Genomic DNA, 25,259 nt, shown 5'->3' on the forward strand with positions numbered 1-25,259 from the left:
GATGGATATCAGCTTTACTAACGACTCGGAAGATCTGACGCGTCACACCGAGAACGACGACCTGCTCGTCGGGATGAAATCGGTGCGCGTGTGGGGCACGCTTGGCTGGCACGACATCCGGCAACGCTATCGCCGCTCGGTGCTCGGGCCGTTCTGGTTCACGCTGAGTACGGTCATCATGGTCGTCGTGCTCGGCGCGCTGTACTCCACGTTGTTGCACCAGGAAATCTCCGACTATCTGCCGTATCTCGCGGTGGGGCTGGTCGTGTGGGCCTATCTGGCCTCGGTCGCCAATGAAGGCTGCATGGCCTTTATAGGTGCCGCGTATCTGATCAAGCAGATCCGTCTACCACTCACCGTCCATGTGTGCCGGATTGCATGGCGCAACTTCGTGATCCTGCTGCACAGCCTGCCGGTGGTCGTGGTGCTACTGCTCATCTTCGGCCACTGGCCCGGCTGGGAATTCGTGCTGGTGCCGTTCGCGCTGCTGATCCTGCTGCTGCACGGCGTGTGGCTCGGTGTGACGCTCGGCGTGCTGTGCGCGCGCTTTCGCGACATTCCGCCGATCGTCACCAATCTGATCCAGGTCGTGTTCTTCTTCACGCCGGTCATGTGGTCGCCGGAGATTCTGAAAGACCGCGCGTGGGTCGCCGAATACAACCCGCTGTATCACCTGATCGAAACGGTGCGTGCGCCGCTCACCAACCGTCCGACCCATTGGGAATCGTGGGCCTGGTCGATCGGCTTGCTGATCGTCGGCTTTGCGTTCGCGCAATTCCTGATGAAACGTTTCCGTAATCGCGTTCCTTACTGGCTTTGATATTGTGAGTTCTTCATCCATTGTCGCTCGTAACATCTCCGTCGAATTTCCGATTTACGAGAACTCTCACCGCTCGCTAAAAAAGGCGGTGCTCAATCTGACGACGGGTGGCCGGATCGGCCAGGATGCAGGCCGCCATGCGATCGTCCGGGCGATCGACGACCTCAGCTTCAGCTTCACCGAAGGTGAGCGCGTCGGTCTGATCGGTCATAACGGCTCCGGCAAGACGACGCTGTTGCGTACGCTGTCGGGCGTCTATGCGCCGGTGCGCGGCGAACTGAAGGTGCAGGGCAAGATCGCGTCGCTGCTGGACGTATCGATGGGTCTCGACCCGGACGCCACCGGTTTCGAGAACATCTATCTGCGCGGCATTCTCGACGGCCTGAAGCCGGCGCGCATCCGCAGCAAGATCGACGAGATCGCCGATTTCAGCGAACTGGGCGACTACCTGAATCTGCCGGTGCGCACCTATTCGAGCGGGATGATGCTGCGTCTCGCGTTCGCGATCTCGACCAGCGTCGAAGCCGACATCCTGATCATGGACGAGTGGCTGAGCGTGGGCGACGCCGAGTTCAGCATCAAGGCGGCCGAGCGGCTGGAGAGCCTCGTGGGCAAGGCTGCGTTGCTGGTGGTGGCGTCGCACGATCCGAAGCTGGTGGCGCGCGTGTGCAACCGCAAGATTTCGATGGAGCACGGCCGGATGGTGGCGGACGAACCCGTGAGCCCGCCGCAGGAAAGCGACGGGCCGCTCGTCAGCCAGACCGCGCAATTGCCGCACTAACTGCACCGGCTGCCGTCCCGAGCGGCTGCAGCGGATGGCACGGTGCCGGACATCGCACCGTGGTCCGTTGCACGCATTGCCTGTCGTGCGCCGTGCATAGCGAATTTGCCGTTTCCCGGCGAGGCTTCGTGGCCCCTACAATCATTGCCAGGAAAGCGCCTGCGAGTGCGTCGCGGCGCGTCCGCCGCGAGCCGGACAGGCGTAACCCACAAGCGCACCCAGAGGCGCGACCCGAGGCGCAACATAGACGCGCCACAGGCGTAACAAGGTTCGAACTTCATGCGAGCTAATCACCCATTTCTGCGCTACTCCGAATCCCTGCTCGTGCGCCAGCCGTTTCGCACGTTGAAGGGTTTCGCGGGCGGCTACATCGCGTATCCGATTGCCGAGAACCGCGAAAAACGCAACGTGCGGGCCAAAATCCGCGAACTGCGCGAGCACTACACGCTGCCGATGCCGCATCGCCGCCGCATCGCGCTCGAACGCCTCGCCGGCATGCTCGAATTCGCCGGCGCGCAGGTGCCGTATTACCGCGACCTGTTCAAGGCTTTGCAGTTCGAGCCGGCCAAGGTCAAGGAGGATGCGCGTTATCTGGAAGAACTGCCGTATCTGACCAAGGACATCATCCGCGAGCAGGGGCCGCGCCTTTTGTCAGGACCGCTCGAAGCGGGCCGGCATCACGCGTGCAAGACCGGCGGCTCGACGGGGCTCTCCACCACGATCTACTACGATCAGCAGGGCGCGGATTACTCGTCGGCGGTCACCAGCTACTGCCGTGAGCGGATCGGCAAGCTGCGGCATCGCTCGGAGCTGCACTTCGCGTGCCGCTTCCCGGATCAGGTGATGCCCGAGTGGCCGTCGCGCGAAGACTTCAAATGCTTCGCGATGAACCGCAGCAACATTTTCTTCGACCGCATCGACGATCAGGGCCTCGAAGAGATGTGGCGCACGCTCAAGCGCCGCAAGCCGTATCTCGCGCACTCGCATCCGTCGACCATGTACGCGCTCGCCTGCTACGTGCAGCGCAAGTACGGCGGCGGCAAGGCCTTCCAGGTGTTCGAATCGAGCGGCGAACTGCTCGAACCGCATGCGCGCGAGATGATCGCGTCGGCGCTGCGCTGCCGGGTGATCGACCGCTATGGTCTCGCCGAACTCGGCGTGATGGCCTACGAACTCGACGGCCATGAAGGCGGCTTCCAGATTCTCGAATCGGAAGGCTGGCCCGAAAGCCGCATAGCGCAAGACAACCCGGACGGCGCGCATGAACTCGTGTTCACCGGTTTCCGCAACAGGCTGATGCCGCTGATCCGCTACGCGACCGGCGACCTCGCGCGCGTGCAGGAAACGGCCAAAGGCTTCTTTCTGACCGACGTCGTCGGGCGGATTCACGACGTGGTGCCGATCAACGGCGTCGCGCATCCGACCCATCACATCCAGGACATGCTGGACCATCGTGTCGGCGGCATTCAGGAATTCCAGATCGATCTGCGCACGACGCCGCCGACCTTGCGCATCGTGCTCGAACCGTCGGCCAACGCGGACGAGACGACGGCGAAGCTGCGCCACTTCTGGCAGGACGCGTTCACGATCGCCTACGTCGGCCACGACGATTTCGTGCGGGTTGGCAGCCGCGCGAAGTTCCGTCACGTGGTGACCGCATGATCGGCGTTCTGTTTCCGAACGCGGCGGCCGAAGCCGGCCAGTACGTGCTGGCGGCGCTGCAACGCTCGGTCAGCGCGACCCAGGCGCAGTCGATTACGCGCAGCACGGTGCGCGAGCGCGCGCCGGACCTCGTGGTCGCGGTCGACGCGCCCGATGGCTGGAGCGCGGACCTGATCGCATGGTTGCGCGCGAGGCCGCGCAAGCTCGTGGTGTTCGGCCACATGCCGATCGCGCTCGCGGATATGCTGGGTTATCAGGCGACCGGCTTGCCGGTGAACCTCCCCGCCGCGAGCCGCAGCGCGGCGGCGCCGGCGCATGCATCGCGCGAGAGCGCGGCGGCGGTGCGCTACGGCGCCTTGGCGCAGACGCTCGGCTGCGCGCCGTGGCATCGTCCGTTCGAGCGCTTCGATTTCACCGACGAGTGGAACAACCTCGGCTACGGCGCGATTCGTTGCGACGGCTCGATCTGGTCGCTCAGGGAAGCGGTGCAGGTGCCCGCCGAAGCGGAACTCGCGGCGCTCGAGGTGGCCGGCGAGCGGCAGTTCGCCTACGCCGCGCTATGGGATGTCGACGGCTCGAGCGTGTTGTGGTTCAACCGGCCGGTCGGCCCGTGCGATTCGTTCGAATGGCGCATGGTCGAGCAATTCGTGTCGGGCTACCGCGCGGACACGCTGCCGTGTCAGCCGGTCCTGAGCGAGCTGCCATGGGGCTACGACGCGGCGATCACCTCGCGGCTCGATTGCGACGAAGACATCGAGTCGGCGCGTCCACTGTGGCGAGCGTATCAGCGCATGGGCGTGCCGTTCAGCCTGGCCGTCAACTCGCAGAACCTGAGCCGCACCGAACATCACGGCATTCTTCGCGAACTGCTCGCCGACCGGCAACAGGGCGCGGTGCTGTCGCACACGGCCACGCACGCGCCGAACTGGGGCGGCAGTTATGACTGCGCGCTCGCGGAGGGCAGCCAGTCGGCGCAACTCATCGAGGCGGTGACCGGTGTGCCGGTCCGTTACGCGGTGTCGCCGTTTCACCAGTCGCCGCCGTACGCGATGCGTGGCCTCGCCGATGCCGGCTATGACGGCTGCATCGGCGGGATCATTCGCAACGACCCCGAGTTTCTGACGGCGCGCGGTGGCGCGCTGGCCGGCATGCCGACGGGCTTCGTTGGGCACAGCCAGCAGTGCATGCTGCATGGCGAATGCATGCTCGAAGAAGGCGATCCGCTCGCCGTATTCAAGCAGGCCTTCGACTACGCATACGCCACCAACACGCTGTTCGGCTATCTCGACCATCCTTTCTCCGAGCGCTATGCGTACGGCTGGAAGGACGAGGCGTCGCGGATCGACGCGCACGAGCAGTTCATCGCGTACATGCGCAGCAAGGCGCGCCAGCCGCTGTTCCTGCACGAGGATGCCGCGCTCGACTTTCTGCGCTTCAGGTCGCTCACGCAGATCGTCGAAGAGGGCGGCGCGTTCCGCGTCGTCACGCCATCCAGTCAAACGACCCCGTTGACGCTCGGCGTCGAGTTCCGGGGCGCACACACGCAGGTCGAGTCGGGGAAAGCACTGCAATGAAAGTCATGGTGGTGATGGGCACGCGGCCCGAGGTGATCAAGCTGGCGCCGGTCGTGCGCGCGTTGCGCGGCGAATTCGACACGGTCGTTTGCGCGAGCGGGCAGCACAAGGATATGGCCGCGCAGGCGCTGCAATTCTTCGGCATCGAACCGGACATCACGCTCGATACGATGAGCCCGGGGCAGTCGCTGAACGCGTTGTCGTCGCGCCTGATCGCGGCGCTCGACCGCGCGCTCGACGAAGTGCGTCCCGACTGGGTGATCGTTCAGGGCGATACGACGACCGCCTTCTGCGCCGGTTTCGCGGCGTTTCATCGCGGCGTCCGCGTGGGCCACGTCGAAGCGGGGCTGCGCACCGGCGATCTCGCGAGCCCGTTTCCCGAGGAAGCGAACCGCAGTCTGCTGAGCCGCATCGCGACGCTGCATTTCGCGCCCACCGAACTGGCGCGCCGCAATCTGCTGAGCGAAGGCGTGGCCGAGCAGAAGATCGTCGTGACCGGCAACACAGTGGTGGATGCGATCGGCGCGGTGCGCGAAAGCTGGAGCAAGACGCCGCCGCGCAGTCCGTTGCCTGAATGGCACGGCGCGCAGAAGCAGCATGTGCTAGTCACCTGCCATCGGCGGGAAAATTTCGGCGACGTGCTGCAAGACATCTGCCGCGTGCTGCGCGATCTTTGCCAGCGTTATAGCGACTACCGCTGGGTGTTTCCGGTGCATCTGAATCCTTCCGTGCGCGCGCCGGTGCATCGCGAACTCGACGGCATCGCGAACCTCGCGCTGATCGAACCGGTCGACTATCCGACGAGCCTCTATCTGATCAGCGGCAGCGCTGTTGTTGTCAGTGACTCCGGCGGCATTCAGGAAGAAGCGCCGACCTTCGGCGTGCCGGTGGTCGTGATGCGCAATCACACCGAACGCCGCGAAGGCGTCGACGCCGGCTTCGCGACGCTGGCCGGCCAGGCCGCGGCGAGCATCGAAGGCGCGGTGTGCGGCTGGCTCGACGATCCGGCGCGCCGCGCTGCGCTGCGCAATCGCGCGAATCCGTATGGCGACGGGCTGGCTTCGGAGCGGATTGTCCAGAGTTTGCAGGGCCGCGCGGTCGAGGTGTTCGTTGGTTGAGGGCAAGTTTCAGGGCAACGAAAGCGCATTGGCCGCCCAGGACTGCGTACTGTTTTCCACCGCCGATTGGGACGAACCGTATTGGACCAACAAGCAGCACACGGCGAGCATTCTCGCCGCGCGCGGCTGGCGGATTCTGTATGTGGAAAGCGTCGGCTTCCGTTCGCCGAAGGTGGGCAGCGGCCGCGACTGGCAGCGTTTGTGGCGCCGCCTGTGGCGCGGTGTGCAGTCGCTTGTGATGGGACCGCCGCGGCGCGCGGACAACGTCTGGGTGCTGTCGCCGCTGATGGTGCCGGCCGGGCATCACCTGCCGTTCGTGCGCGCGTTGAACCAGGCGTTGCTGCGCTTTTCCGTGACGCGCTTCGCGAGATCGCGGCGCTTCAGGAAGCCGGTGGTCTGGACGTATCACCCGTACATGCTCGATGCGATCGAGACGCTGCCGCGCGGGCCGCTCGTGTATCACTGCGTCGACGATATCGCCGAGATTCCGGGCGTCGACGTCGTGGCGTTCCGTAACGCGCAGCAGGCGCTGCTCGGCCGCTGCGAGGCGGTGTTCACGACGGCGATGTCGCTGAAGGAAGTGTGCTTGCCGTTCAACCGCAATACGCATTTCTTCGGCAACGTGGTGGACGACGCGCACTTCGGCGAGGCGCGCAGCGAAGGTCCGCTGCCCGCCGAGCTTGCCGCGATTCCCGAACCGCGGCTCGTCTATCACGGCGTGCTGTCCGACTTCAAGGTCGACTTTCCGTTGCTGCTGCAAACCGCGCAGGCGCGGCCGCACTGGCAGTGGATCATCATCGGCGAGGAGCGCGAAGGGCAGCGCAGCGAGCTGCTCGCACAACTGGCGCGCCTGCCGAACGTGCATCTGCTCGGCTATCGCCCGTATCGCATCCTGCCGCAGTACTTGCGCGGCATGCAGGTCGGCGTGCTGCCGACGCTGCTCAACGACTACACCCGTTCGATGTTCCCCATGAAGTTCTACGAATACCTCGCGGCCGGCTTGCCGGTCGTGTCGACCCCGCTCGATTTCGCGAAAGAGCCGCGCGCGGGTCTCGAAGTGGGCGGTGAGCTCGACGCGTTCGTCGCGGCCATCGAAAAGCAGTTGGCGCGCGGCAAGCTGAGCGCCGACGAAGCACGCGCGGCGGTCGGTGAGAACACGTGGGAAGCGCGGCTCGACAAGATGCTCGGAATTACGTTTGGCGGCCATGCCGCCGGCAACGGCAGGCCGGCTTCGCTGGACGCGGTTGCATGAGCGGCGCCGGTATGAAAGTTCTTCACATTTATCGCACGTATTTTCCCGATCCTCCCGGCGGACTTCAGGAAGCGATCCGCCAGATCAGCCTGTCGACGCGGGCGTGTGGAGTCGATCCGCGGATTTTCACGTTGTCGCCGAATCCGGTGCCGCGCGACATCCAGTTTCCCGAAGGCGTCGTGACGCGCTCACGCTCGTGGGCCGCGCCTGCTTCGTGCGACCTCGGCGGCTTCGAGTCGCTGCGGCAGTATCGCGCGCAGGCCGAGCAGGCCGACGTGCTGCATTTCCATTTTCCGTGGCCGTTCGCTGACGTGCTGCATCTGCTCGGACGCGTGAAAAAGCCTGCGGTGATGACCTATCACTCCGACGTGGTGCGCCAGCGCGCGCTCGGCTATGTGTACGGGCCGTTGATGCGCTCGACGCTGCGTTCGATGTCGGCGGTGGTGGCCACCTCGGCCGTCTACGCGCGCAGCAGCGCCGTGCTGACCAGCGTGGTCGACAGTGAGCGTCTGAAGGCGATTCCGCTCGGCATCATCGACTACCGTGACGATCCGCAACTGGGCCGTTTCGCGCCGCAATGCCTCGACCGGCTGATGCTCGGCAGCGAGCCGTACGTGCTCGCACTCGGCGTGCTGCGCTACTACAAGGGACTGCACACGTTGATCGAGGCGGCGCCGTCGATCGGCTGCAAAATCGTCATCGCCGGGTCGGGGCCGGAAATGGAGCGGCTCACGGAGCTGGCGAAGCAGGTGGGTGCGTCGAACGTCGTGTTCGCAGGGCAGGTGTCGCACGAAGAGAAGGTCGCGTTGCTGAGCGGCTGCCGTGCACTGGTGATGCCGTCGCATTTGCGCTCGGAGGCGTTCGGGATGGTGCTCGTCGAAGCGGAAATGTTCGGCAAGCCGATGGTCTGCTGCGAGATGGGCTCGGGCACGTCGTATGTGAACGAGCATGGGGTGACGGGTTTCGTGGTGCCGCCCGAGTCGCCGGTGGAGTTTGCGGCGGCGGTCAACCAACTCGTGCGGGATGAAGCGCTTGCCCAAAGGATGGGGGCGGCGGCGCGTGAGCGGTATGAGCGGCTTTTCTCCGGGCCGGCGCTGGGCAATGCGTATCGGGCGCTTTATGAAGAGATATTGGAGCGCTAACAGCGCGTGCGGACACGCCTGCGCGCATCGTTGCGCGCTCCGCTTACAGTTTGAAACAACTTGCGATAAAGAGCCGCTGACGGCATAGTTAGACTCAATTTTTCGGGCCTGGCGAGGTTCGGAAGCAATTTCCCAACTCTGTTTGCACGAACGTGCATGACGGCCGAGGCGGCCAGAGCCGTCCCAAGCCCCGCATATATTGCGCATTGCACTCTTCTGTCACGTCCGTAAAGATGTCGATCGTGCCGCTTGAATGTGCTGCACGGTGTCGGCGCCGGAGATTCATGGAAGGGTTTCGCGCAGGCCAGGTCATTGCCAAGGAGGCAGGTAGTGTTTTTCCCGGTGTTTTTGTCCGTTGTATTTGTCGTTCGCAATCAGGCGCGGGATATCGAACCCATCCTGATGGACGCAGCCTCGGTCCTGAGCACGCTTGTCAGCGACTACGAACTGATTGTCGTGGACAACGCGTCCGAGGACGAGAGTGTCGGCGCACTCAAGCAGCTCGCGGGCGACCGCGGCTTGCCGAATCTGCAGGTGTACGCGCTGACCAAGGAGGTCGATTCGGATACGGCTTCGTGGGTGGGTCTGGAAAATGCCCTCGGTGATTTCGTTGCGGTCGTCGACCCGCTGGCCGACGACATCCGGTTCCTGCCGACCATGCTCGACAAGGCCGCGAGCGGCGCGGACGTCGTATTCGCCGCGAACGAACAGCAGCCGGTGCAAAGCTGGGCCTATCGCACTTGCCTGAGCGCGTTCAATGCGCTGTACAAATGGTCCAACGGCGTGCACCTGGCTAAAGACGCGCCCCAGTACCGGCTGCTCAGCAAACGCGTGATCAATTTCATGCTGCAGCATCCGATGCCCGCGATGACTTATCGCTATCTGCCGGCCACCGGCGGTTTTGCACGCGTGAATCTGACTTACAGCGCGCTGCCCAAGGCCGCGCATGCGAAGCGTCTGTCGCACAGTATCGATCGCGGTATCCGCCTGCTCGTGTCGACCACAAAGGCGCCGATGCGGCTCGTGACCGCGCTTTCGTTGTTTGGCGCGGTGTCGAATCTGGTCTACTCGATCTACGTGATCGCGATCGGTTTGATGAAGTCGAACGTGGCGCCAGGCTGGGTGACACTGTCGCTGCAGCAATCCGGCATGTTCTTTCTGATCTCGCTCGTGCTGCTGGTGCTTGGCGAGTACATCCTGCAAATGGCGCGACTGAGCAACGAAGGTCCTCTGTACCATGTTGCCCAGGAATTCACGAGCACCGTGATGACGCGTCGCCAGAAACTGAATATCGAAGACGTCAGATTGCCTGAGCCACACCGCGCGGATGTGAACGACTCCATGCATTCCTCCTGAGTGAACGGGAGGATCTGCTCATGCAAGATGCTGTGGTCATCGGCGGTGGCTTCTACGGAACGGCGATCGCGATTTACCTCAAGAAGCAGCGCGGCCTGAAAACGGTGACATTGATCGAGCGCGAGCCGGCATTGCTGGCGCGTGCTTCGTACAACAATCAGGCGCGCGTCCACAACGGCTATCACTATCCGCGCAGCTTCACGACCGCGTTTCGCAGCCGTATCAACCTGCCTCGTTTCGTCCGCGATTTTCCCGATGTGGTGAAGCGCGACTTCACCAAGGTCTACGCGATCGCGCGGCGCAATTCCAAAGTGACGGCGCGGCAATTCGAACGGTTTTGCCGCGAGATCGGCGCGAGCCTCGAAACGGCTCCGCAGCAGATTCGCGATCTGTTCGAACCGCGTCTGATCGAGCAGGTGTTTCTGGTGGAAGAGTATGCATTCGATTCCACCAAACTTGCGGACTGGGCGAGGCGCGAACTGGCCGGGTTCGATATCGACGTCAGGCTGAACACGCGAGTCGTGCACATTCATCGGCTTGACGAAGGTTTCGCGCTGGAGTGCGACGACGCGAATCGCTCGACCCTGCATGCCAGGTATGTCTTTAACTGCACCTATAGCGGCCTGAATCAGTTCGCCGGCGACTTTCGCGGCACGCAAACGAAGCTGAAGCACGAGATCACCGAGATGGCGCTGGTCGAGACCGTGCCGGAATTGCGCGGGCTCGGCGTGACCGTGATGGACGGTCCGTTTTTCTCGATGATGCCGTTTCCGGCCCGTGGCCTTCATACGCTCTCGCACGTGCGCTACACACCGCATTCGAGCTGGATGGACGCGCCCGGCGAGGACCCGTACAGGAGATTGAGCGAGTACCCGCGCGACAGCCGCGTGGACCGCATGGTGCGGGATGTGGGGCGCTACTTTCCCGCGGTTTATGATGCGCGTTACGTCGAATCGCTCTTTGAGGTCAAAACGGTTCTCGTGAAAAACGAAGGGGACGACGGTCGTCCGATATTGTTCGAGAAATACGCCGCGTCGGATGGCCTGTATTCGATCCTGGGCGGCAAGATCGACAACATCTACGACGTGCTTGAGAAGCTGGACGCGGAGACCTTCGTTTCCACTTCACAAACGCAAACAGTATTGGGAACACGCAAATGAGCGACGCACTGATTGGATATACGGGGTTTGTGGGATCGACCCTGCTGAAGCAAAAGCATTTCGATGCGCAATTCCGTTCGACCAATATCGAGCAGATCCGCGGGTCGTCGTTTGGCCTCGTGGTCGGTGCGGGAGCGCCGGCTCAGAAGTGGATCGCGAATGCACAACCGGAAGCAGACCGCGAAAAGATCGAAGGGCTGATCGATCATCTGTCGACGGTTCAGTGCGACACGTTCGTGCTGATCAGCACGGTCGACGTGTTCGGCAATCCGCTCGGCGTCGATGAGAACACGCCGGTGGACGAGGAAGGTCTGCATGCCTATGGCCTGCACCGGCGCTTGCTGGAGAAATTCGTCGAGTCGCACTTTCCCCGTCATTTGATCGTTCGTCTGCCTGGACTGGTCGGGCCGGGGCTGCGCAAGAACGTTATTTTCGATTTCCTGAACAACAACAATCTGCATGCGATCGATAGCCGGGGCTCGTTCCAGTTCTATCCGATGGTGAACCTTTGGGATGACATTCAGACTGCTCTCACGGCCGGTCTCAAGCTCGTGCATCTGACCGCCGAGCCGGTCACCGTGGCAGAGGTCTCGGAAGCCGGCTTTGGCAAACCGTTCGATCAGGCGACGGTGACGCACCCCGCCAGCTACGACTTCCGCACCGTGCACGCCGGTCTGTTCGGGGCCACGGGCTCGTATCAGTACAGCAAGCGCGAAACCATTCAGGCGGTGCGCTCTTATGCGCAATCCGAGCCGCTGAAAGCCACAGTCGAATCGGCGGGTAAGGCATGAGAATCGCCATTTCGAACATCGCCTGGGAAGTCGCCGACGACCAACTGGTCGCGGACATTTTGCAGCAGCATCGCGTCGACGCGATCGACGTAGCGCCCGGCAAATATTTTCCGGACCCGAAGACCGCCGAGGCGGCGGACATCGTACGCGTTCGCGCGTGGTGGTCCGATCGCGGAATCGCAATCACGGGGATGCAGTCGCTGCTGTTCGGGACAACCGGGCTGAATCTGTTTGGCACGGCCGAATCGCAGCAAGCGATGCTGGAGCATTTGCGCGCCGTGTGCCGGATCGGCTCGGGCCTGGGCGCGCAGCGGCTCGTATTCGGCTCGCCCCGTAATCGTGATCGCACGGGTCTTGCCGACGATGCCGCGCACGATATCGCGATGACGTTCTTCCGCCGCCTGGGCGACATCGCTGCCGGGCAGGGCGTGTTCGTTTGTCTCGAACCCAATCCGACGTGCTATGGCGCCAATTTCATGACCAACAGCCGCGATACGGCGACGGTCGTGGAGGCCGTCGCGCATCCGGCAATCCGTATGCAACTGGATACGGGGGCGGTCACGATCAACGCAGAAGACGCGCGCGACGTCGTCACCCGATACGCGCACCTGATCGGCCACGTGCACGCGAGCGAACCGAATCTCGTCACGCTCGGCGAGGGCGGGACGAACCATCGCGCGGTAGCCGAGGTGCTGGCCGAGTTGCTGCCCGAGCAGGTGGTGTCGATCGAAATGCTGGCGCCGAAATCCGGCTCGGCGGTGGACGCGGTGCGTCGCGCTGTCGGCGAGGCCGTTCGATGCTACCGCGCCGACGGCGGAGCGTCCGCATGAAATGGCTCATTCTGGTGCTGGGCATCGCATCGAATGCGTCCGCAAGCGTGCTGGTGAAAATCGCGATGATGCCGCCAAGGCAATTTCCGAGTCTCAGCGATCCGGTCGGCGCGCTGAAGAATGGACCTTTCTGGCTCGGCCTCGCACTGTACGGCGCGGCTTTTCTGCTGTACGCGGCGGCGCTCGGCAGGCTGCCCCTGAACGTTGCTCAACCGGTACTGACGGCCGGCGCGATCGCGACCGTGGCGATCCTGTCGGTGGTGATATTCCGTGAGCCTTTTCCCTGGACCGTCGGTGCGGGGATCCTGTTCATCATCGCAGGCGTTGCACTCATCACGGCCCGCGTAGGGTGAAATAAAAAAGGATCACAGACTTCAATGAAACTCGATATGTCCCAAGAAGCCCGCGCCGCCTGGCAGGTTCCCGCTTTCAGAATTCAGCTCACGTCGGAGCCGCGCAGTCCGTGGTGTGTGGTGATCCCGGTGATCAACGAGGGCGCGCGCATCCGCAATCTGCTCGAGCGGATGGCGGCGCTGGGCATTCCCGCCACGGCGGATGTGATCATCGTCGACGGCGGCAGTACCGACGGTTCGCTCGATCTCGAGTTCCTGAAGCGCCAGGGCGTGCACACGCTGGTGCTCAAGACGGGGCCCGGCAAGCTGAGTGCGCAGTTGCGCTGCGCTTACGCGTTCGCGCTGGACCAGGGCTATGAGGGCATTGTCACGATCGACGGAAACGACAAAGACGATCCCGACGCGATTCCGCGCTTCATCGACGAGTTGAAGCGCGGCGTGGATTTCGTGCAGGCGTCGCGCTACCTGTCCGGCGGCGTGGCGGAGAACACGCCGAAGTCGCGCGATCTGGCGATCCGGCTGATTCATGCGCCGATGCTCAGCCTCTTTTCCGGTTTTCACTGGACCGACACGACCCAGGGCTTCCGGGCCTACAGCCGCAAGATGCTGCTCGACCCGCGCGTCGCGCCGTTTCGCGACGTGTTCGATACCTACGAGCTGCTGGCGTACCTGTCGTATCGTGCGCCGAAGCTTGGCTACCGCTGCCTCGAAGTCGCGACCACGCGTCGCTATCCAAAGGGCGAAGTGCCCACCAAGATCAGCAGCGTGAAGGGCAACCTCTCGGTGTTGCAAGTGTTGTTCAAGGCGTGTTTCGGCGCTTATAACCCGTCGTGAAGTGCTAGCGCGGCTTGCACGCGCCGGATCTGCGATGAAAGAGATGTTCAATGCCAAACCAACTGACAAACACAGAAAAAACGAGCGTGGTGGTGGCGTCGGCCTCTCTGGCCGCCGCAGCCTTGGCGCTGGGTCTTCGCTTGACGCTGGCGCCGGCGTACGCGGATTTCATCGTCGGGAGCATCACCTGGAGCGCGAATACGAAGTTTCAGGATCTGTTCGCGCCACTGTTTTTCATGGCGGTGCTGCTCGGTGGTCTGGCCTTTCTGTCGGCGCAGATCAGGACCCTGAAGAACCACGGCACGCAGGGTTCGCATGCGCGTGATTTTGCGGAGCAGTTGCTATGGTGGTCGGTGCCGTCAGTGGTGGTGGTCGCGGGTCTGATCACTGGCGCGTCGATCGACCGAACCATCCAGCTTGTCTCCGCCGCGGGCTTGCTGGTGCTCGGCGTGTCGGCGTGGTTGCAGGCGGAAAAGCCCGAGCGGGTGTCGCCATGGCTGACCGGGCTGAGCCTGTTCTCGGCGTTTCTGATCGCGCTCGTGCCGCTCGAAATTGCGCTCGTGGTAGGCCGCTTGCCGGTGGGCGTGAGCGGCCATGTGGACGTGACACGCTACGCCAAAGTATCGCATCTGCTGATCGGCGTGCTCTTTCTTGCAGTGCTGGCTTCGGCCTTCACGCCGCGACTGACGTTGCGCGTCTTGCCAAAAAGCATCCTGATCGGCCAGTTGGGCTTGCCGCTGTTTTTCTTCGCGATGTATCCGGCGCGGCTCGCGCTGCCTGACGGCGCGCTCACCAAATACCCGACGACCTGGGCGTTGAAGGGGCTCGTGATTGCATTGGCCGTCGCGGGTGTCATCGATGTTTTCCGGCGCTATGTTGGCTATTGCCGCGACGAGCGGCAGAGCTACAAAGTCCTCTTCTCGCCGCTTGCTTTGTTTGGCCTCCTGATCGCATTCAAGTTTGGCAACACGCTCGGCCCTTCGCTTTCGCCGAACGACTACGAGTTCGGCCAGAACCTGGTCGGCTGGTGGTCGTACCTGAAGGGTGTGGTGCCGTATGTCGGCTATATCTCTCCTCACGGCTTCATGGAGGACGATCTGCCCGGACTGCTGTCGGTTGTGTTCTACGACGGCACGGCGACGAGTATTTTCGATGCAACCCGGCTGAGTTCGACGCTGCTCGCGCTCGTCGCTTTCTTTGCGCTCTACGGGTTTTCCGGCAGCCTGGGTCTGGCACTGGTTTCGACGTTCTTCATCGGCGGCAGAACGGCTTTTCTGTTTTTCACGCCGTTTATGTGCCTGTGGTTCAGCCGTTCGCTGCGGGCGCGGCCGGCCCGCTGGCTCGCGGTGTGGCTCGTGAGCGCGACGATCGTGGTGCTGGGCGTGCCGCCCGCGGGTCTGCTGCTCGCCGCCGCCTCCGGCATCCTCGCGCTCGAAGCGGTATGGCGCATGTGGCGGGGTGGCGAGCGCGAAGACTGGAAGACGCTCGCGGTGGTCTGCGTCGTGCTGCTCGTGCTCGCGGTGGTGACGCCGTTGGGCGTCATGTTGTTCGGCGCGATCCGCTATGTACTCGACAACGGTCCGATCAATCAGGTCGCGTATGGTATTCCGTGGGAGATCAGCTGGAATCCCGGCAGCCCGAAGTCCGGCCTGGTTTTCGAAGCGATCCGGATGCTGTGGCTCGGCGCGCCCGCTTTCTGTTTGATCATGGTCTACACCGGCATCAGGAATCGCGCGACGCGCAGTGCGGCGTTCCTGCCGGCGGTTGTCGTGATGCTGTTCGCGCTACTGCTGACACCCTATTCGATGGGACGCATCGATGCGGGCGATATGTCCCGTGCGGGGCTCGCGGCCATTTTCGGCTGGTCCGTGCTGATTCCGATTGTCGCGTGGCACTCGACGCTCCGGTTCAACCGCACGGCGTTGATCGTGCTCGTCGCGGGAATGAGCGCGACGTTGAATTACACGACTCTGGCGTTTTATACGGCGGTGTTTTCCGCGGCGCCGTCCATTCCCGTGTTGCCGATGAAAAACGGCGTGGACTGGGGTATGCCCAACGTCGGCCAGGGGATGGTGCAGGACGACCAATGGGCGCGGCTCGTCAAGCTCAACACGCTGCTCAACAGCAAGCTCGCGCCGGGCGTGGGCTACCTCGATCTGACCTCGCACAACGCACAGACTTTCTATTTCGGCCGCCCGGTGACGATGGCCGTCACGGCGCCATACAACATGGCGCCGGTTCGGCAACAGCAGCAAGCGGTCGCGAGGCTGGAGCGCGACTTGCCCAGCATCGCGCTGCTGTCGGCGGACAACATTACGTATGACGGCGGCGGACTCGCATTACGAGACCCCGTGTTGTACCGGTTCGTAATGGATCACTACACGCCGGTGTGGGCGGACGGCGTCATTCTCGGCTTGAGCGCGCCGGCGATGATCGCGCAGCAGGGGCAACGGTTGACGGCTGGCATACGCAACCTGACGGACGACAGGTGGGACAGGGGCGTCAGCCGCAGCGAAGCCGCATTGTCGCTAGACCCGAGCACGCCGATGGTCGCGTTCGCGCCGGGCACGCCGGTTCGTTTGCGCAATGGCGAGACACGCAGCGTCACGAAGATATCCACTGAACAGCATGCGATCTGGCTCGACGGTGGCCCGCTCGATCCGGCACAGGCAGGGTATCCCGGCGTCGTCGACGTGACGCTTGAGCCTGCGCTGCAAGCGGAGTACCGGTGGACGTTGCAGGACGCGTCGTTCGCGACGCCTGAGCTGGGCAAGATTCCGGTGGCCTGGGGACGTTCGGACAAATCGCTCTCGAAGAAGATGACACGGGTCGCGTCGCTCGACGCGCCGGCGCCGACCTTGCGCGATCTGACTCAGGAATCCGGCCTTTATAAGGTCACGGGCGGCAATTCGCAATTGAGCTTCGATCTGTCCGCACTCGGCGTGTCCGGTCATGCCGCGGGCATGCTTCGTTTTGAGTTTTCCTGCGTGGACCGTCGCGCGACGCCGCGATTCAAAATCGCATGGTGGGGCGACCAGCAACAGGGTCCGGCCGATGCAGCCCGTTTGACCTTCACCGCCGACGACGGTGTGCTGATCGTCCCGCTGGATGCGTATCCTCGCTGGCTCACGCTCGAACGGGTCAAGGGGCTGCAAATGACGCTTGCCGACCCGAACGCGTGCGGTGCATTCGGCATCAGGGACGTAGCGCTGTATCAGCGGAATATTTTCCGCTAGGCGTGTGTTCGCACGGGCCGCTTCTGGTGGCCGGTGGCCGGGCTCACCTGGCCCCGGCTCACCGGCCACACTCAGCGGCGTTGGGCTGCGAATCGCAATGCACGCCGGGCTTTCCAGAACGGGCGACCGGGCGCATCGTCACGAGCTTGCGTTTCCATCCGGCGCCAACTCTCGACCGTCTGCGACCTGTCGTTGGACGGTTTGAGCGAAACGAAGAACTCCATATCGTTTCGCTCGGTGTCGAAAAAGTTGCCGCACGCGAGGTCGATCAGCCCGAGTTCCGCCATTTCACGAAACAGGCGAGCGAACGAGCGCGGCGAAAATACCCAGCAGTGCACGTCGTGATAGGCGCCATTCTGCAGACAATCCTGCGCCACCGCCAATGCGGTGTCGAGATCGTGATGCCGTTCGACCGCGAACGGGTCGAGCGGCGCTCTCCAGGCTGACGCGCAATCCACTTTTGCGACGTTGATGCAGTAGTCGATCAGGACCTGCGGTTGCGGAACCCGTGCGCCGACCAGGTTGCTGTGCAGGACCGCCGGGATCCGCGTTTCTTCGCGGAAGTAATCGAACGTGAAGCGTTTGTCCGGCACGATCAGCCTGACCTCGCCGCCGGGATTCAACACCGAGCGCAACTCGTGCAGCCACGCGATGAGGTCCGGCACGTGTTCGACCACATGCGAAGCGACCACGTAGTCGACGTGCCTGCCGCCCAATGCTTGCAGAAGCGTGTTGGCGCCCCATACGGCATCGACGTCGACGATGGCGTCCACGTTCACATTAGGGTCGTTCTGGTATTTTTCACGCAGTGTTTGCGTGTTGGCGTGATCGACATAGATGACGGGCCCGTCGTCCCTGAGAAGAAACGGGCGGCATAGCGCCCCGATCTCCAGGCCAAGACTGCTTTTCTGATCCAGCCCGGCGAGGAGCTTGTGCTTGCGGGTGAGGGGGGTACGGCATGCAGACATCGGGTTCTCCTGCTTGAAGAGACTTCCAGATTCTTACCGAGCCCTCATCATAGCCGAACTAAGCTGTCAAACAGGCGGCGCTATTAATCTGCCGGTGTGTGGGTGCGGCGTTTGCGTGTAGACGTCGAAGAAATGCTGTTGCCAGATGGCACACATGAAATCCATCTGCCCGGTGAGCCGCTGATCGAAGACGCCAGACATGTCCGCGCGCTCCACCAGAGGTCGCATGTTGCGAACCAGCAGGCGTTCGAAGTCGTCGATGCAGTAGTCCGCGACCTGCTCGCAGGAAATCGCATACGACGCCACCTTGCATTGCGGCGTCAGCGACAGATAAGTACTGAACAGCCGTTCGACGATGAACGGCAGGAACGGCGCCGGATCGGTATGCGTGGTGTCCAGCATCACAGCGCGCGCGGCCGGGTGATCCGCGTTGTTCTCCAGAAAGTCGGCGATAGGTACGAGAACCTGTCCGACATAGGCATCCCAGAAGCGCGGCGAGCCGACCCAGAAATTGCAGTAGGACAGCGTGCCGTGACCCTGGCGCGGCACATCGTTCAACTGCCAGTCGATTCCCGATGCATCCAGCAGTGCCTGGGCCGCTTGCCGCAAGCCGGGATGCGCGTGCTCGCCCTGCATCCACACATTGAACGACCAATATGCAAGCTGCGGAAACGGATTGATGAACCACACGTCGCAGTCAGGCTGCGCATCCACGAACGCGGTGAATTGCTCGGCGCTAACCCTGGACTTCAGCGTGAACTTCGGTGAAAAGAGCCCGGTGGCGGCGTGCTTCAAATGGACCCCGCTGCGGTACAGATCGACCAGCATCCTGAACTCGCGCCACGCCGCCGCCCGGTTGTCGCGAATCTCGAGCGGCAGGAATGCGTCGCTCGACAATTGCTGCCCGGGCTGATAGAGCGGCTCGTACATTCCGTATTTGCGCATCTCGTCTCTCCGGCTTCAGTTCGTCAACACGGAAGTCAGGACTTCAGCGCTGAAGCGGATATGGTGCCGGTCGTGCACGTCCTGGTACGCCCGTTCGCGGATGTCGCGGCGCAACTGAGCGTCCGCCGCCATCGACTCCATCGCCGAGAGCCAGGCCTCGTAGGTGTTGTCGACCAGCAGGCCGGTTCGTCCGTGCTCGATGCAGTCTTCGTAGATCGGGCTGCGCGAATAGATGCCCGCGACTCGCGCAGTGCCGTAATTGAGGTACTTGAACGGATTCTTGCAACTGTTGAAGAACAGGCTCTCCGCATCTTCCGCGCCGCCCAGCGGCGTGATCGAGAACGCGTAATTGCCCGCGATCAGCGATTGCACGTAATCGGCGTACTGCTTGCGGCTCGTGTAGTGCAGAAACGGCAGCGAGAAGATTTCCGGGAAAGGGTCGCCGTAGAAATCCAGCGTGTATTCCGGGTGCAGATGAAAGAAGTCCTGCAGCACTCTCAGCAGCACTTCCTTGCTGTTGTGCACCTTGATGAGATCCGCATTCGTGAACACGATTCTCGGCGGATCGGACTCGGCATTCTCCCAGCCCCGCTTCTCCGGAATGTACTTCTCGACATACATGCCGTTCGGCAGCAGCACGGGGTGCTCGCAATACTCCTTGATGCCGGCATACAGATTCTTGTTCGCCACGGTCACGACGTCCGCGAGTCCGATCAGCGCCTGAATCGCGTCGAGTTGTCGCGACATTTTCTTCGCGTTGCTATACGACGGGAATGAGAAGATCCAGTCGTCGACGTCGTAGATCACGCGCAGACCGCGCTTCTTGGCCTGCGTGGCGATTTCCACGGCAGCATGCGAACTGTGCTTGCTCAGAATGAGCACGTCGGCCCAGTTCAGCGCCGCGTGCACGCGATCATGGTTCTCAGCGATCGCGGCATAGACGAGTTGACCCTGATCGGTCAGGTAGTCCAATGCCTCGGTGACACGCGCTTCCACGGACAGCGACAGCGCATCCGCCGCAACGTGGGAAACCCGCTGGAGTGCCAACACCTTCATCATCTCTCATTGCCTCGTTGGGGTCAGCATGGGGGCTGCGGTTTCGGCCGGCGTCAGCGAGAAGCCCTTCAGCGTCGCCTTGCGCGCGTTTGCGTCGGCATGTGCGCCGCCGTCCGCATACTCGATGACCGTCAGGCTCGCATGCGCGGGCAGCAGCACCGGGAACCGCTCCATGCCGATGCCGAGCGCATGCTGAATCAGGCACGCGATCGGCCCGGAATGCGCGACCACCACGATCCGCGCGTCGGCCGCCTGTTGCGCCAGCAGCTCGTCGAGCCAGTTCATCACGCGCCGGTTCAGGTCTTCATGAGACTCGCCGCCTGGGTAGGGCGTCGCGTTGTTGTGGTAGAACCCTGGCTGCCGTGCGACGAATTCCACGAGCGGCCACCCGGCCACCGAACCCGCATCGGTCTCGCCGAGACGCGCGTCGATCCGCCATTCGGCTCGCGGAAACATCAGGCGCGCGGTTTCCTGTGCGCGCTGCCACGTGCTGGTGAAGAAGTGATCCGCATCCAGTTGCACCTGATCCAGCCAGCGTTGCATTGCTTCGGCCTGGCGCCGGCCTTCGTCGACGAGCGTATCCGCCGGCGTGCCCGTGACGAGCCGCGCGGTATTCGCGTGTGATTTCCCATGACGGAACAGGTAGAGCATCATGGCATCGCTACCGCTTCGTCGAAGACATTCAGCAACGGAATGATGGCGTCCGGCAGGCAGTGTTTCTGCAAATGCCGGCGCAACTCCTGCATGTGCGGATTCGACGCGAGGCACGCCGCCACGCCGCTACGCACACTGGTCTCGGAGTCGGGATCGACGAACTGCGCAAAGCCGTCGAAGTGTTCGCGCGTCCACGCCGAGTCGCTTAACACCAGCCGGCAACCGGCGAGCCCGGCGGCAATCGCCGACAGGCCGGCCGGCTCTTTCGAAATCTCTATGTAATAGCTCGCTTCCTGCAACGCCGCGCGCATGATTTCCGACCGGTACGGCAGGCCGTCGATGAACAGGGAATTGGCCGGCGCTTCGCGGCGGCACATCTCATAGTAGGCGCGGTTGCGCGAGCGGCCGACGAACACCAGCGGCATGCCGCTGTCGCGTAGCGCCCGGATCGCCAGCAGCTGATTCTTGCTGGGCTCGATCACGCCGAACCAGATCGCGTATTCGTCGAGGTCGTACATCGTGCGGAACAGTCCGGGCGGCGCGTCTTTCGTGAACACGACGTCGACGCCGGCGGGCACCAGCCGGATCTTTTCTTCGGGCGCGGGAAAGTGCGAGCAGAAATGCTCTTTCTCGGCCACCGATTTGAAGACGATGTATTTCGCGAGCCTCACGTGCTCAGCGATCATCTCGGGGGGCGGCGGCTGCTCGGCGTTGATCCAGAGGTTGGGCCATAGCACGATCGGCTTGCCCGCCGCTGCGACGGAGCGTAGCAATTCGAGTCCGCCGCCGTGTACGGAGAAATGCAGAACGACGTCGTAGTTGTCGATGGACTGCGAAAACGGCCCGTAGATATCGGCGATGTAGCCTTGTTTCTTCAGACTGTCGACGAGGCTGACGATTTCGAATTCGCCCCCGCCCTTGGCGAGAAAAGCGGAGTGGTAAGTGGTAACCAGAATTTTGGGTTGAGCTTTCATTGCCGGTGCTACCGAGTCGCTTGCTGATTGGGGGCGCGCAGTCTGAATTGTGAGGCGCTTCTTCTAGTGGAGCAATTCCCGTGCTCATTGTTCGATCGGGGCACGAGGGTCGGGGCCGCTGACCCTCGGGCCGACACTCGTTACACGACTCTCACGAGCCCGTGCGGCGACAAACCCCGTCGAACACTTCCGACCAATGCCGCCAGGACGTAAGTTGCAGCAGATTGCCGGCGCGCTCACGCGCGTGCTGTGTCAATGCGTTCCAACGCGATGCATCGTTGCGCAGCGCAATAATCCGCGCGGCGATCTGCTCCGCTGTCTCGCTGATATCGCTGACCAGGCCGGCGTCGTTGACCACTTCGGCGGCCGCGTGACCGGCTCGCACCACGGCGGGAATGCCGCGATGCATCGCTTCCAGCGCGGGGATGCAGAAGCCCTCGTGGCGGCTCATCGAGAGCAACAGCGAAGCTCGGTCATAACTCGACAGCAGATCCGCGTCGTCGACCATGCCGGTGAAATCAATCCGCGTCAGCACGCCAAGCGCGCGAGCGCGTTTGAGCAGGAATTTGCTGTAATCGTAGTTCGGCATGGTGCCGACGATCGTCATCGTCGCATCGACGCCGCCTTCGACGACATGCGCGAGTACTTCGATCGCATCTTCAACCCGCTTGTGCGGCACGACACGGCCTAGCACCAGCATGTTGAAAAGGTCCGGGGTGGGGCGCGCGACCGCGCTGTCCGCAAGAGTGGGCAGCGTCTCGAACACGGGTGGAATGACCACGATGCTCGCAATGTCGACATACGGTGCGAGATCCTGCGCCACATGTTTCGAGTTGGTGACGATGAGATCGAAGCCCGCCAACTTGGGCAGCTGCAAAAAGGCCTGCTCGCACAAGTCGGCCGTCACCGGCTCGAATTCGCGCAGCAAGGCGGGATCGGTGATGCCGTGGTAGTAGCAGATCTTCCTGCACGGCAAGGCCAGCAATCGATCGAGATTCGGCGCGAAGATCGAATAGCTGACGTACAGAAGATCCTCGCTCGTGGCTTCTGCGAAGAGCGTCTCGATTGGCCGCACCTTTGAGATCGCCGCGTCGAAGTCCTTCGCGTACGCGCGCGACTCCCAACCTGCGCGCTCAGCCATCGCAGCCAGCCCGAGGCAATGGTTGCCGACGGCGTCGCCTTCAAAGATGTCCGGTGCACAGATCAGGAGTCTCATCGCGCGCTCACTGTTTGTCGAATTTCATTGAGACGCTGCGCATACGCGCGCGCCACCGCCGCCATCGAATAGTCTCTTTCGATACGTTCACGACCCGCCTGGGCAATGCCCTCGCGCAGATTGGCGTCGCCGAAGACGCGGGCAATCTGGCCGGCGGCAATCCCTACGTCAGGATCGCACCAGTACTGTCCTTCGTGGAACAGATAGTCTCCAGGGCGCAGCGGCACCAGTTCGCCGTCGACGAGGAATGCGGTCTGCTCGTCGCAGAAGTCCACGTTGCCCGAGAAATTGGTGGTGACGACCGGCTGACCCAAGGCCATTGCCTCGGCAATCACACGACCGAAGCCTTCGCTGCGATGCAGCGAGATGTACGCGTTGCAGCAGGCCATGAAGTCGATCGTGTCCTGCCGGTTCAGCCGCTCGGAGACGATATGGATGCGTTCGTCCGCAGCCGCCAGTTCGAGCACCTGCTGCCATGTCGGGTCGTCGCCGCGAACGTTCATCGCCTTGATGACAAGGCCGACGCCGCTGGTTTCTTTCGCGAAAGCCTGCTTGAACGCCATGATTCCGGCGACCGGGTTCTTGCGCGTCAGCCACGAATTGCCGTCGAACATCAGATAGAACAGGAAGTCGTCCTTCGGCAGGCCATAGCGTTGACGGTCAATGGATTGCGGCGTCGGAATGACCACGGCCATGGGCATGTGCCGCACCTTGGTGCGGCCCAGTTTCGCATACACGGCTTCAACGAAACGGCTCTGCGCCCAGATCTCGTCGACGAACGCGTGGGCTTGCCCGAACGCACTCGGCCAGTGAGGCAGTTCCCACGGCCACGCGCCGATCCGGTACGTGTCCGACTCGATCATGCGGCGCCCGCCTTCGAGCGCGAGCCGCACCATCTCTGGCGGCGGCAGGCAGAACAGACTGACCTGATAGTCGGGTTCGTCGCGCAGCAGGTGGTTGACGGACGTATCGATCCGGGCCGGTCCGCTCATCGGTGCATTGATGAGCGCAACGTCGATATTGCCGAGCTGCATGGCCTGCGCGGCCATCCGCGCGTCTTCGCCGAGACCGAGCACGCCTTGCGGGAAGCCCACGATATTCACGCCGAACGGCCGCATCTGGATGCGAGGCTGCTGGTCACTGAGCTGCGTTACCGCCTGATCGCGGATCTCGGTCGGCAAGAGGCGCAAGTGCCGCAATTGCAGATATTCGAGCCGGCCGGACGTGTACCACCACGCAACGAGGCCCAATGCACCTTGCAGCGTCGTGATGTCGAAGGCCTCAGTCAGGTCGGGCCGGTTCTCACGGATGCCGAGCAGGAGTCGGGGCAACGGGATCGCAGCGGCAGGCATCGAGTCCGTGCGCAGCAGGTCGTCGAGCGTTTCCTGAATCGGCCAATGGAGACTCGAATATTCCTGTTTGCCGCCGCCCATCCACCACTGCATCACGTCGAGGCGGCCGAGGTACGTGTCGAGGTCGAAGAGCGCCTGCAGATCCGGCCGGCTTTCGATCAGAAGCGGGAGAAAATGCGGTGTCTTGAGCAGCCCGCGTTCATCGCCGTTATCGAGTTCGTTCAGACGGTCGAAAATCTTCGCCGTCGGCCAGTCCAGCCGGCGGTATTCGCGCTTGCCGTGCGTATCCCACCACAACAGCATGCTGAAGCGGCCCTTGAAGCTACTGAGGTCGATCATGCTCCTCAGGTCCGGTCGACCGCTGACGAGGGGCGCGACGAAACGCGGAATATCGATCAGCGTGCCTCGCTCGTCGGGCTCGATCTCGTTCAGCTGAAGAATGGCAGTGGAGGTTTGCCAGACCAGCCTCGGGTACTCGAACTTGCCGTGTTCGTCCCACCAGATCAATGCGCCAAGGCGTCCGGCGAACGTTGTCATGTCCATGCTGGAGCGCAGGTCGGGGCGGCTGTTGACCAGCAGTTCGAGGAAGGCCGGGACGTCGATCTGGGTGGGGTGATGCTTGCTACCCAGCTCGTTCAGGCTGTCCCAGACCGGATTCGGTGACCATGACAGGCGCGGATATTCAAACTGGCCATGCGTTTCCCACCAGCTCAAAGCGGCGAGTTGACCCGAGAACGCGCCGAGATCGAGGTTGGCGCGCAGGTCCGCGCGCGCGTCGATCAGCAAGGTCATGACGCGCGGCAGCCGGGCGCGCGTCGGCCCGATCTCCAGATCGCTGCGCAGCAGCGTCTCGAGCAATGCTTTGTCATCCAGAATATCGGGCGCATTGCCAGCCAGCCAGAAGCTGACGGCCTGCGGAAACTTGTCGACCAGCGTCTGCGTGTCCAGTTGCGCGACATACGCGACATCCGCCTCGCCGAGCACCCACTCGAAATCCGGATAGTCGCGCTCGCCGTAAGCCTTCCACCAGAAATACAGCGTGATCCGGCTCTCGACCGTTTGATGCTCGAACGATGCGAGGTCGGACCGGAACTTCAACAGAAAATAGATTGCGTTGGGGAGCGCAAACAGTACGGTGGGAGACGGATGCCGGCACTCCGTGGCCCAGTCTTTGGTCAATGGCAT

Annotated in this window: 21 protein-coding genes; 14 read left to right on the forward strand and 7 right to left on the reverse strand. The window is 62.8% G+C overall.

The genetic code is table 11. The features are described from left to right. Position 1 precedes the first annotated feature (1 nt). From ACZ9H4_RS05785 to ACZ9H4_RS05850, 14 genes are all read left to right on the forward strand, one after another. Positions 2-820, forward strand: a complete 819-nt coding sequence (locus ACZ9H4_RS05785) for an ABC transporter permease (RefSeq protein WP_408324903.1) — start codon at positions 2-4, stop codon at positions 818-820. Between the two features lie 4 nt (positions 821-824). After that, positions 825-1,601, forward strand: coding sequence for an ABC transporter ATP-binding protein (locus ACZ9H4_RS05790; RefSeq protein ID WP_121316686.1), 777 nt, complete (start codon positions 825-827; stop codon positions 1,599-1,601). Between the two features lie 279 nt (positions 1,602-1,880). Then, positions 1,881-3,263, forward strand: coding sequence for a phenylacetate--CoA ligase family protein (locus ACZ9H4_RS05795; RefSeq protein WP_408324900.1), 1,383 nt, complete (start codon positions 1,881-1,883; stop codon positions 3,261-3,263). Further along, entirely contained in the window at positions 3,260-4,837 is a 1,578-nt protein-coding gene (locus tag ACZ9H4_RS05800) for a polysaccharide deacetylase (protein ID WP_476118456.1), read from the forward strand. Before ACZ9H4_RS05795 ends, ACZ9H4_RS05800 begins: the two co-directional genes overlap by 4 nt. Then, positions 4,834-5,955, forward strand: coding sequence for a non-hydrolyzing UDP-N-acetylglucosamine 2-epimerase (gene wecB, locus ACZ9H4_RS05805; protein WP_408324896.1), 1,122 nt, complete (start codon positions 4,834-4,836; stop codon positions 5,953-5,955). The genes ACZ9H4_RS05800 and wecB overlap by 4 nt, the downstream gene beginning before the upstream one ends. Continuing rightward, positions 5,948-7,207, forward strand: coding sequence for a glycosyltransferase (locus ACZ9H4_RS05810; RefSeq protein ID WP_408324894.1), 1,260 nt, complete (start codon positions 5,948-5,950; stop codon positions 7,205-7,207). Before wecB ends, ACZ9H4_RS05810 begins: the two co-directional genes overlap by 8 nt. Positions 7,208-7,218: 11 nt before the next feature. Further along, entirely contained in the window at positions 7,219-8,349 is a 1,131-nt protein-coding gene (locus ACZ9H4_RS05815; RefSeq protein ID WP_408324892.1) for a glycosyltransferase, read from the forward strand. 342 nt (positions 8,350-8,691) lie between these two features. Continuing rightward, complete coding sequence (locus tag ACZ9H4_RS05820; protein WP_476118655.1) at positions 8,692-9,705, forward strand: glycosyltransferase; 1,014 nt, start codon at positions 8,692-8,694, stop codon at positions 9,703-9,705. A gap of 20 nt (positions 9,706-9,725) precedes the next feature. Then, entirely contained in the window at positions 9,726-10,865 is a 1,140-nt protein-coding gene (locus ACZ9H4_RS05825; RefSeq protein WP_408324888.1) for an NAD(P)/FAD-dependent oxidoreductase, read from the forward strand. Further along, a complete protein-coding gene (locus ACZ9H4_RS05830; protein ID WP_408324887.1) occupies positions 10,862-11,656 on the forward strand; it encodes an NAD-dependent epimerase/dehydratase family protein in 795 nt (264 codons plus the stop codon). The genes ACZ9H4_RS05825 and ACZ9H4_RS05830 overlap by 4 nt, the downstream gene beginning before the upstream one ends. Further along, entirely contained in the window at positions 11,653-12,486 is an 834-nt protein-coding gene (locus ACZ9H4_RS05835) for a sugar phosphate isomerase/epimerase family protein (RefSeq protein ID WP_476118457.1), read from the forward strand. The genes ACZ9H4_RS05830 and ACZ9H4_RS05835 overlap by 4 nt, the downstream gene beginning before the upstream one ends. Next, positions 12,483-12,839: a DMT family transporter gene (locus ACZ9H4_RS05840; protein WP_408324884.1), complete on the forward strand. Its 357-nt coding sequence runs from the start codon at positions 12,483-12,485 to the stop codon at positions 12,837-12,839. Before ACZ9H4_RS05835 ends, ACZ9H4_RS05840 begins: the two co-directional genes overlap by 4 nt. A gap of 36 nt (positions 12,840-12,875) precedes the next feature. Beyond that, on the forward strand, positions 12,876-13,673 hold the full coding sequence (locus ACZ9H4_RS05845) for a glycosyltransferase family 2 protein (RefSeq protein ID WP_408324882.1): 798 nt from the start codon (positions 12,876-12,878) through the stop codon (positions 13,671-13,673). A gap of 50 nt (positions 13,674-13,723) precedes the next feature. Beyond that, positions 13,724-16,909 (forward strand): hypothetical protein, encoded by a 3,186-nt coding sequence (locus ACZ9H4_RS05850; protein ID WP_476118459.1) that lies wholly within the window; start codon positions 13,724-13,726, stop codon positions 16,907-16,909. Positions 16,910-16,980: 71 nt separating this feature from the next. Here the strand turns inward: ACZ9H4_RS05850 and ACZ9H4_RS05855 are convergent, their stop codons facing one another. From ACZ9H4_RS05855 to ACZ9H4_RS05885, 7 genes are all read right to left on the reverse strand, one after another. Next, positions 16,981-17,877 carry a methyltransferase domain-containing protein gene (locus tag ACZ9H4_RS05855; protein WP_408324878.1) on the reverse strand — a complete coding sequence of 299 codons (897 nt, stop codon included), beginning with the start codon at positions 17,875-17,877 and terminating at the stop codon, positions 16,981-16,983. 66 nt (positions 17,878-17,943) lie between these two features. Further along, entirely contained in the window at positions 17,944-18,822 is an 879-nt protein-coding gene (locus tag ACZ9H4_RS05860) for a hypothetical protein (protein ID WP_476118460.1), read from the reverse strand. A 15-nt stretch (positions 18,823-18,837) separates the two neighbouring features. Further along, complete coding sequence (locus ACZ9H4_RS05865) at positions 18,838-19,881, reverse strand: glycosyltransferase family protein (protein ID WP_408324875.1); 1,044 nt, start codon at positions 19,879-19,881, stop codon at positions 18,838-18,840. 3 nt (positions 19,882-19,884) lie between these two features. After that, entirely contained in the window at positions 19,885-20,532 is a 648-nt protein-coding gene (locus ACZ9H4_RS05870) for a histidine phosphatase family protein (protein WP_476118462.1), read from the reverse strand. After that, positions 20,529-21,506, reverse strand: coding sequence for a glycosyltransferase family protein (locus ACZ9H4_RS05875; protein WP_476118463.1), 978 nt, complete (start codon positions 21,504-21,506; stop codon positions 20,529-20,531). Before ACZ9H4_RS05875 ends, ACZ9H4_RS05870 begins: the two co-directional genes overlap by 4 nt. Positions 21,507-21,657: 151 nt before the next feature. Next, the gene (locus ACZ9H4_RS05880; protein ID WP_476118464.1) at positions 21,658-22,722 is read right to left on the reverse strand and encodes a glycosyltransferase family 4 protein; all 1,065 of its coding nucleotides are present in this window, start codon (positions 22,720-22,722) and stop codon (positions 21,658-21,660) included. Beyond that, the gene (locus ACZ9H4_RS05885) at positions 22,719-25,259 is read right to left on the reverse strand and encodes a glycosyltransferase family 4 protein (RefSeq protein WP_408324869.1); all 2,541 of its coding nucleotides are present in this window, start codon (positions 25,257-25,259) and stop codon (positions 22,719-22,721) included. The genes ACZ9H4_RS05880 and ACZ9H4_RS05885 overlap by 4 nt, the downstream gene beginning before the upstream one ends.

The sequence above is a fragment of the Paraburkholderia sp. TE9906 genome, from assembly GCF_056279605.1.

Coding starts and splice junctions, on each gene's coding strand:
- ACZ9H4_RS05785 (WP_408324903.1), top strand. CDS start 2: ATGGATATCAGCTTTACTAACGACTCGGAAGATCTGACGCGTCACACC.
- ACZ9H4_RS05795 (WP_408324900.1), top strand. CDS start 1,881: ATGCGAGCTAATCACCCATTTCTGCGCTACTCCGAATCCCTGCTCGTG.
- ACZ9H4_RS05800 (WP_476118456.1), top strand. CDS start 3,260: ATGATCGGCGTTCTGTTTCCGAACGCGGCGGCCGAAGCCGGCCAGTAC.
- wecB (WP_408324896.1), top strand. CDS start 4,834: ATGAAAGTCATGGTGGTGATGGGCACGCGGCCCGAGGTGATCAAGCTG.
- ACZ9H4_RS05815 (WP_408324892.1), top strand. CDS start 7,219: ATGAAAGTTCTTCACATTTATCGCACGTATTTTCCCGATCCTCCCGGC.
- ACZ9H4_RS05825 (WP_408324888.1), top strand. CDS start 9,726: ATGCAAGATGCTGTGGTCATCGGCGGTGGCTTCTACGGAACGGCGATC.
- ACZ9H4_RS05830 (WP_408324887.1), top strand. CDS start 10,862: ATGAGCGACGCACTGATTGGATATACGGGGTTTGTGGGATCGACCCTG.
- ACZ9H4_RS05835 (WP_476118457.1), top strand. CDS start 11,653: ATGAGAATCGCCATTTCGAACATCGCCTGGGAAGTCGCCGACGACCAA.
- ACZ9H4_RS05840 (WP_408324884.1), top strand. CDS start 12,483: ATGAAATGGCTCATTCTGGTGCTGGGCATCGCATCGAATGCGTCCGCA.
- ACZ9H4_RS05845 (WP_408324882.1), top strand. CDS start 12,876: ATGTCCCAAGAAGCCCGCGCCGCCTGGCAGGTTCCCGCTTTCAGAATT.
- ACZ9H4_RS05850 (WP_476118459.1), top strand. CDS start 13,724: ATGCCAAACCAACTGACAAACACAGAAAAAACGAGCGTGGTGGTGGCG.
- ACZ9H4_RS05855 (WP_408324878.1), bottom strand. CDS start 17,877: ATGTCTGCATGCCGTACCCCCCTCACCCGCAAGCACAAGCTCCTCGCC.
- ACZ9H4_RS05860 (WP_476118460.1), bottom strand. CDS start 18,822: ATGCGCAAATACGGAATGTACGAGCCGCTCTATCAGCCCGGGCAGCAA.
- ACZ9H4_RS05865 (WP_408324875.1), bottom strand. CDS start 19,881: ATGATGAAGGTGTTGGCACTCCAGCGGGTTTCCCACGTTGCGGCGGAT.
- ACZ9H4_RS05870 (WP_476118462.1), bottom strand. CDS start 20,532: ATGATGCTCTACCTGTTCCGTCATGGGAAATCACACGCGAATACCGCG.
- ACZ9H4_RS05875 (WP_476118463.1), bottom strand. CDS start 21,506: ATGAAAGCTCAACCCAAAATTCTGGTTACCACTTACCACTCCGCTTTT.
- ACZ9H4_RS05880 (WP_476118464.1), bottom strand. CDS start 22,722: ATGAGACTCCTGATCTGTGCACCGGACATCTTTGAAGGCGACGCCGTC.
- ACZ9H4_RS05885 (WP_408324869.1), bottom strand. CDS start 25,259: ATGCCATTGACCAAAGACTGGGCCACGGAGTGCCGGCATCCGTCTCCC.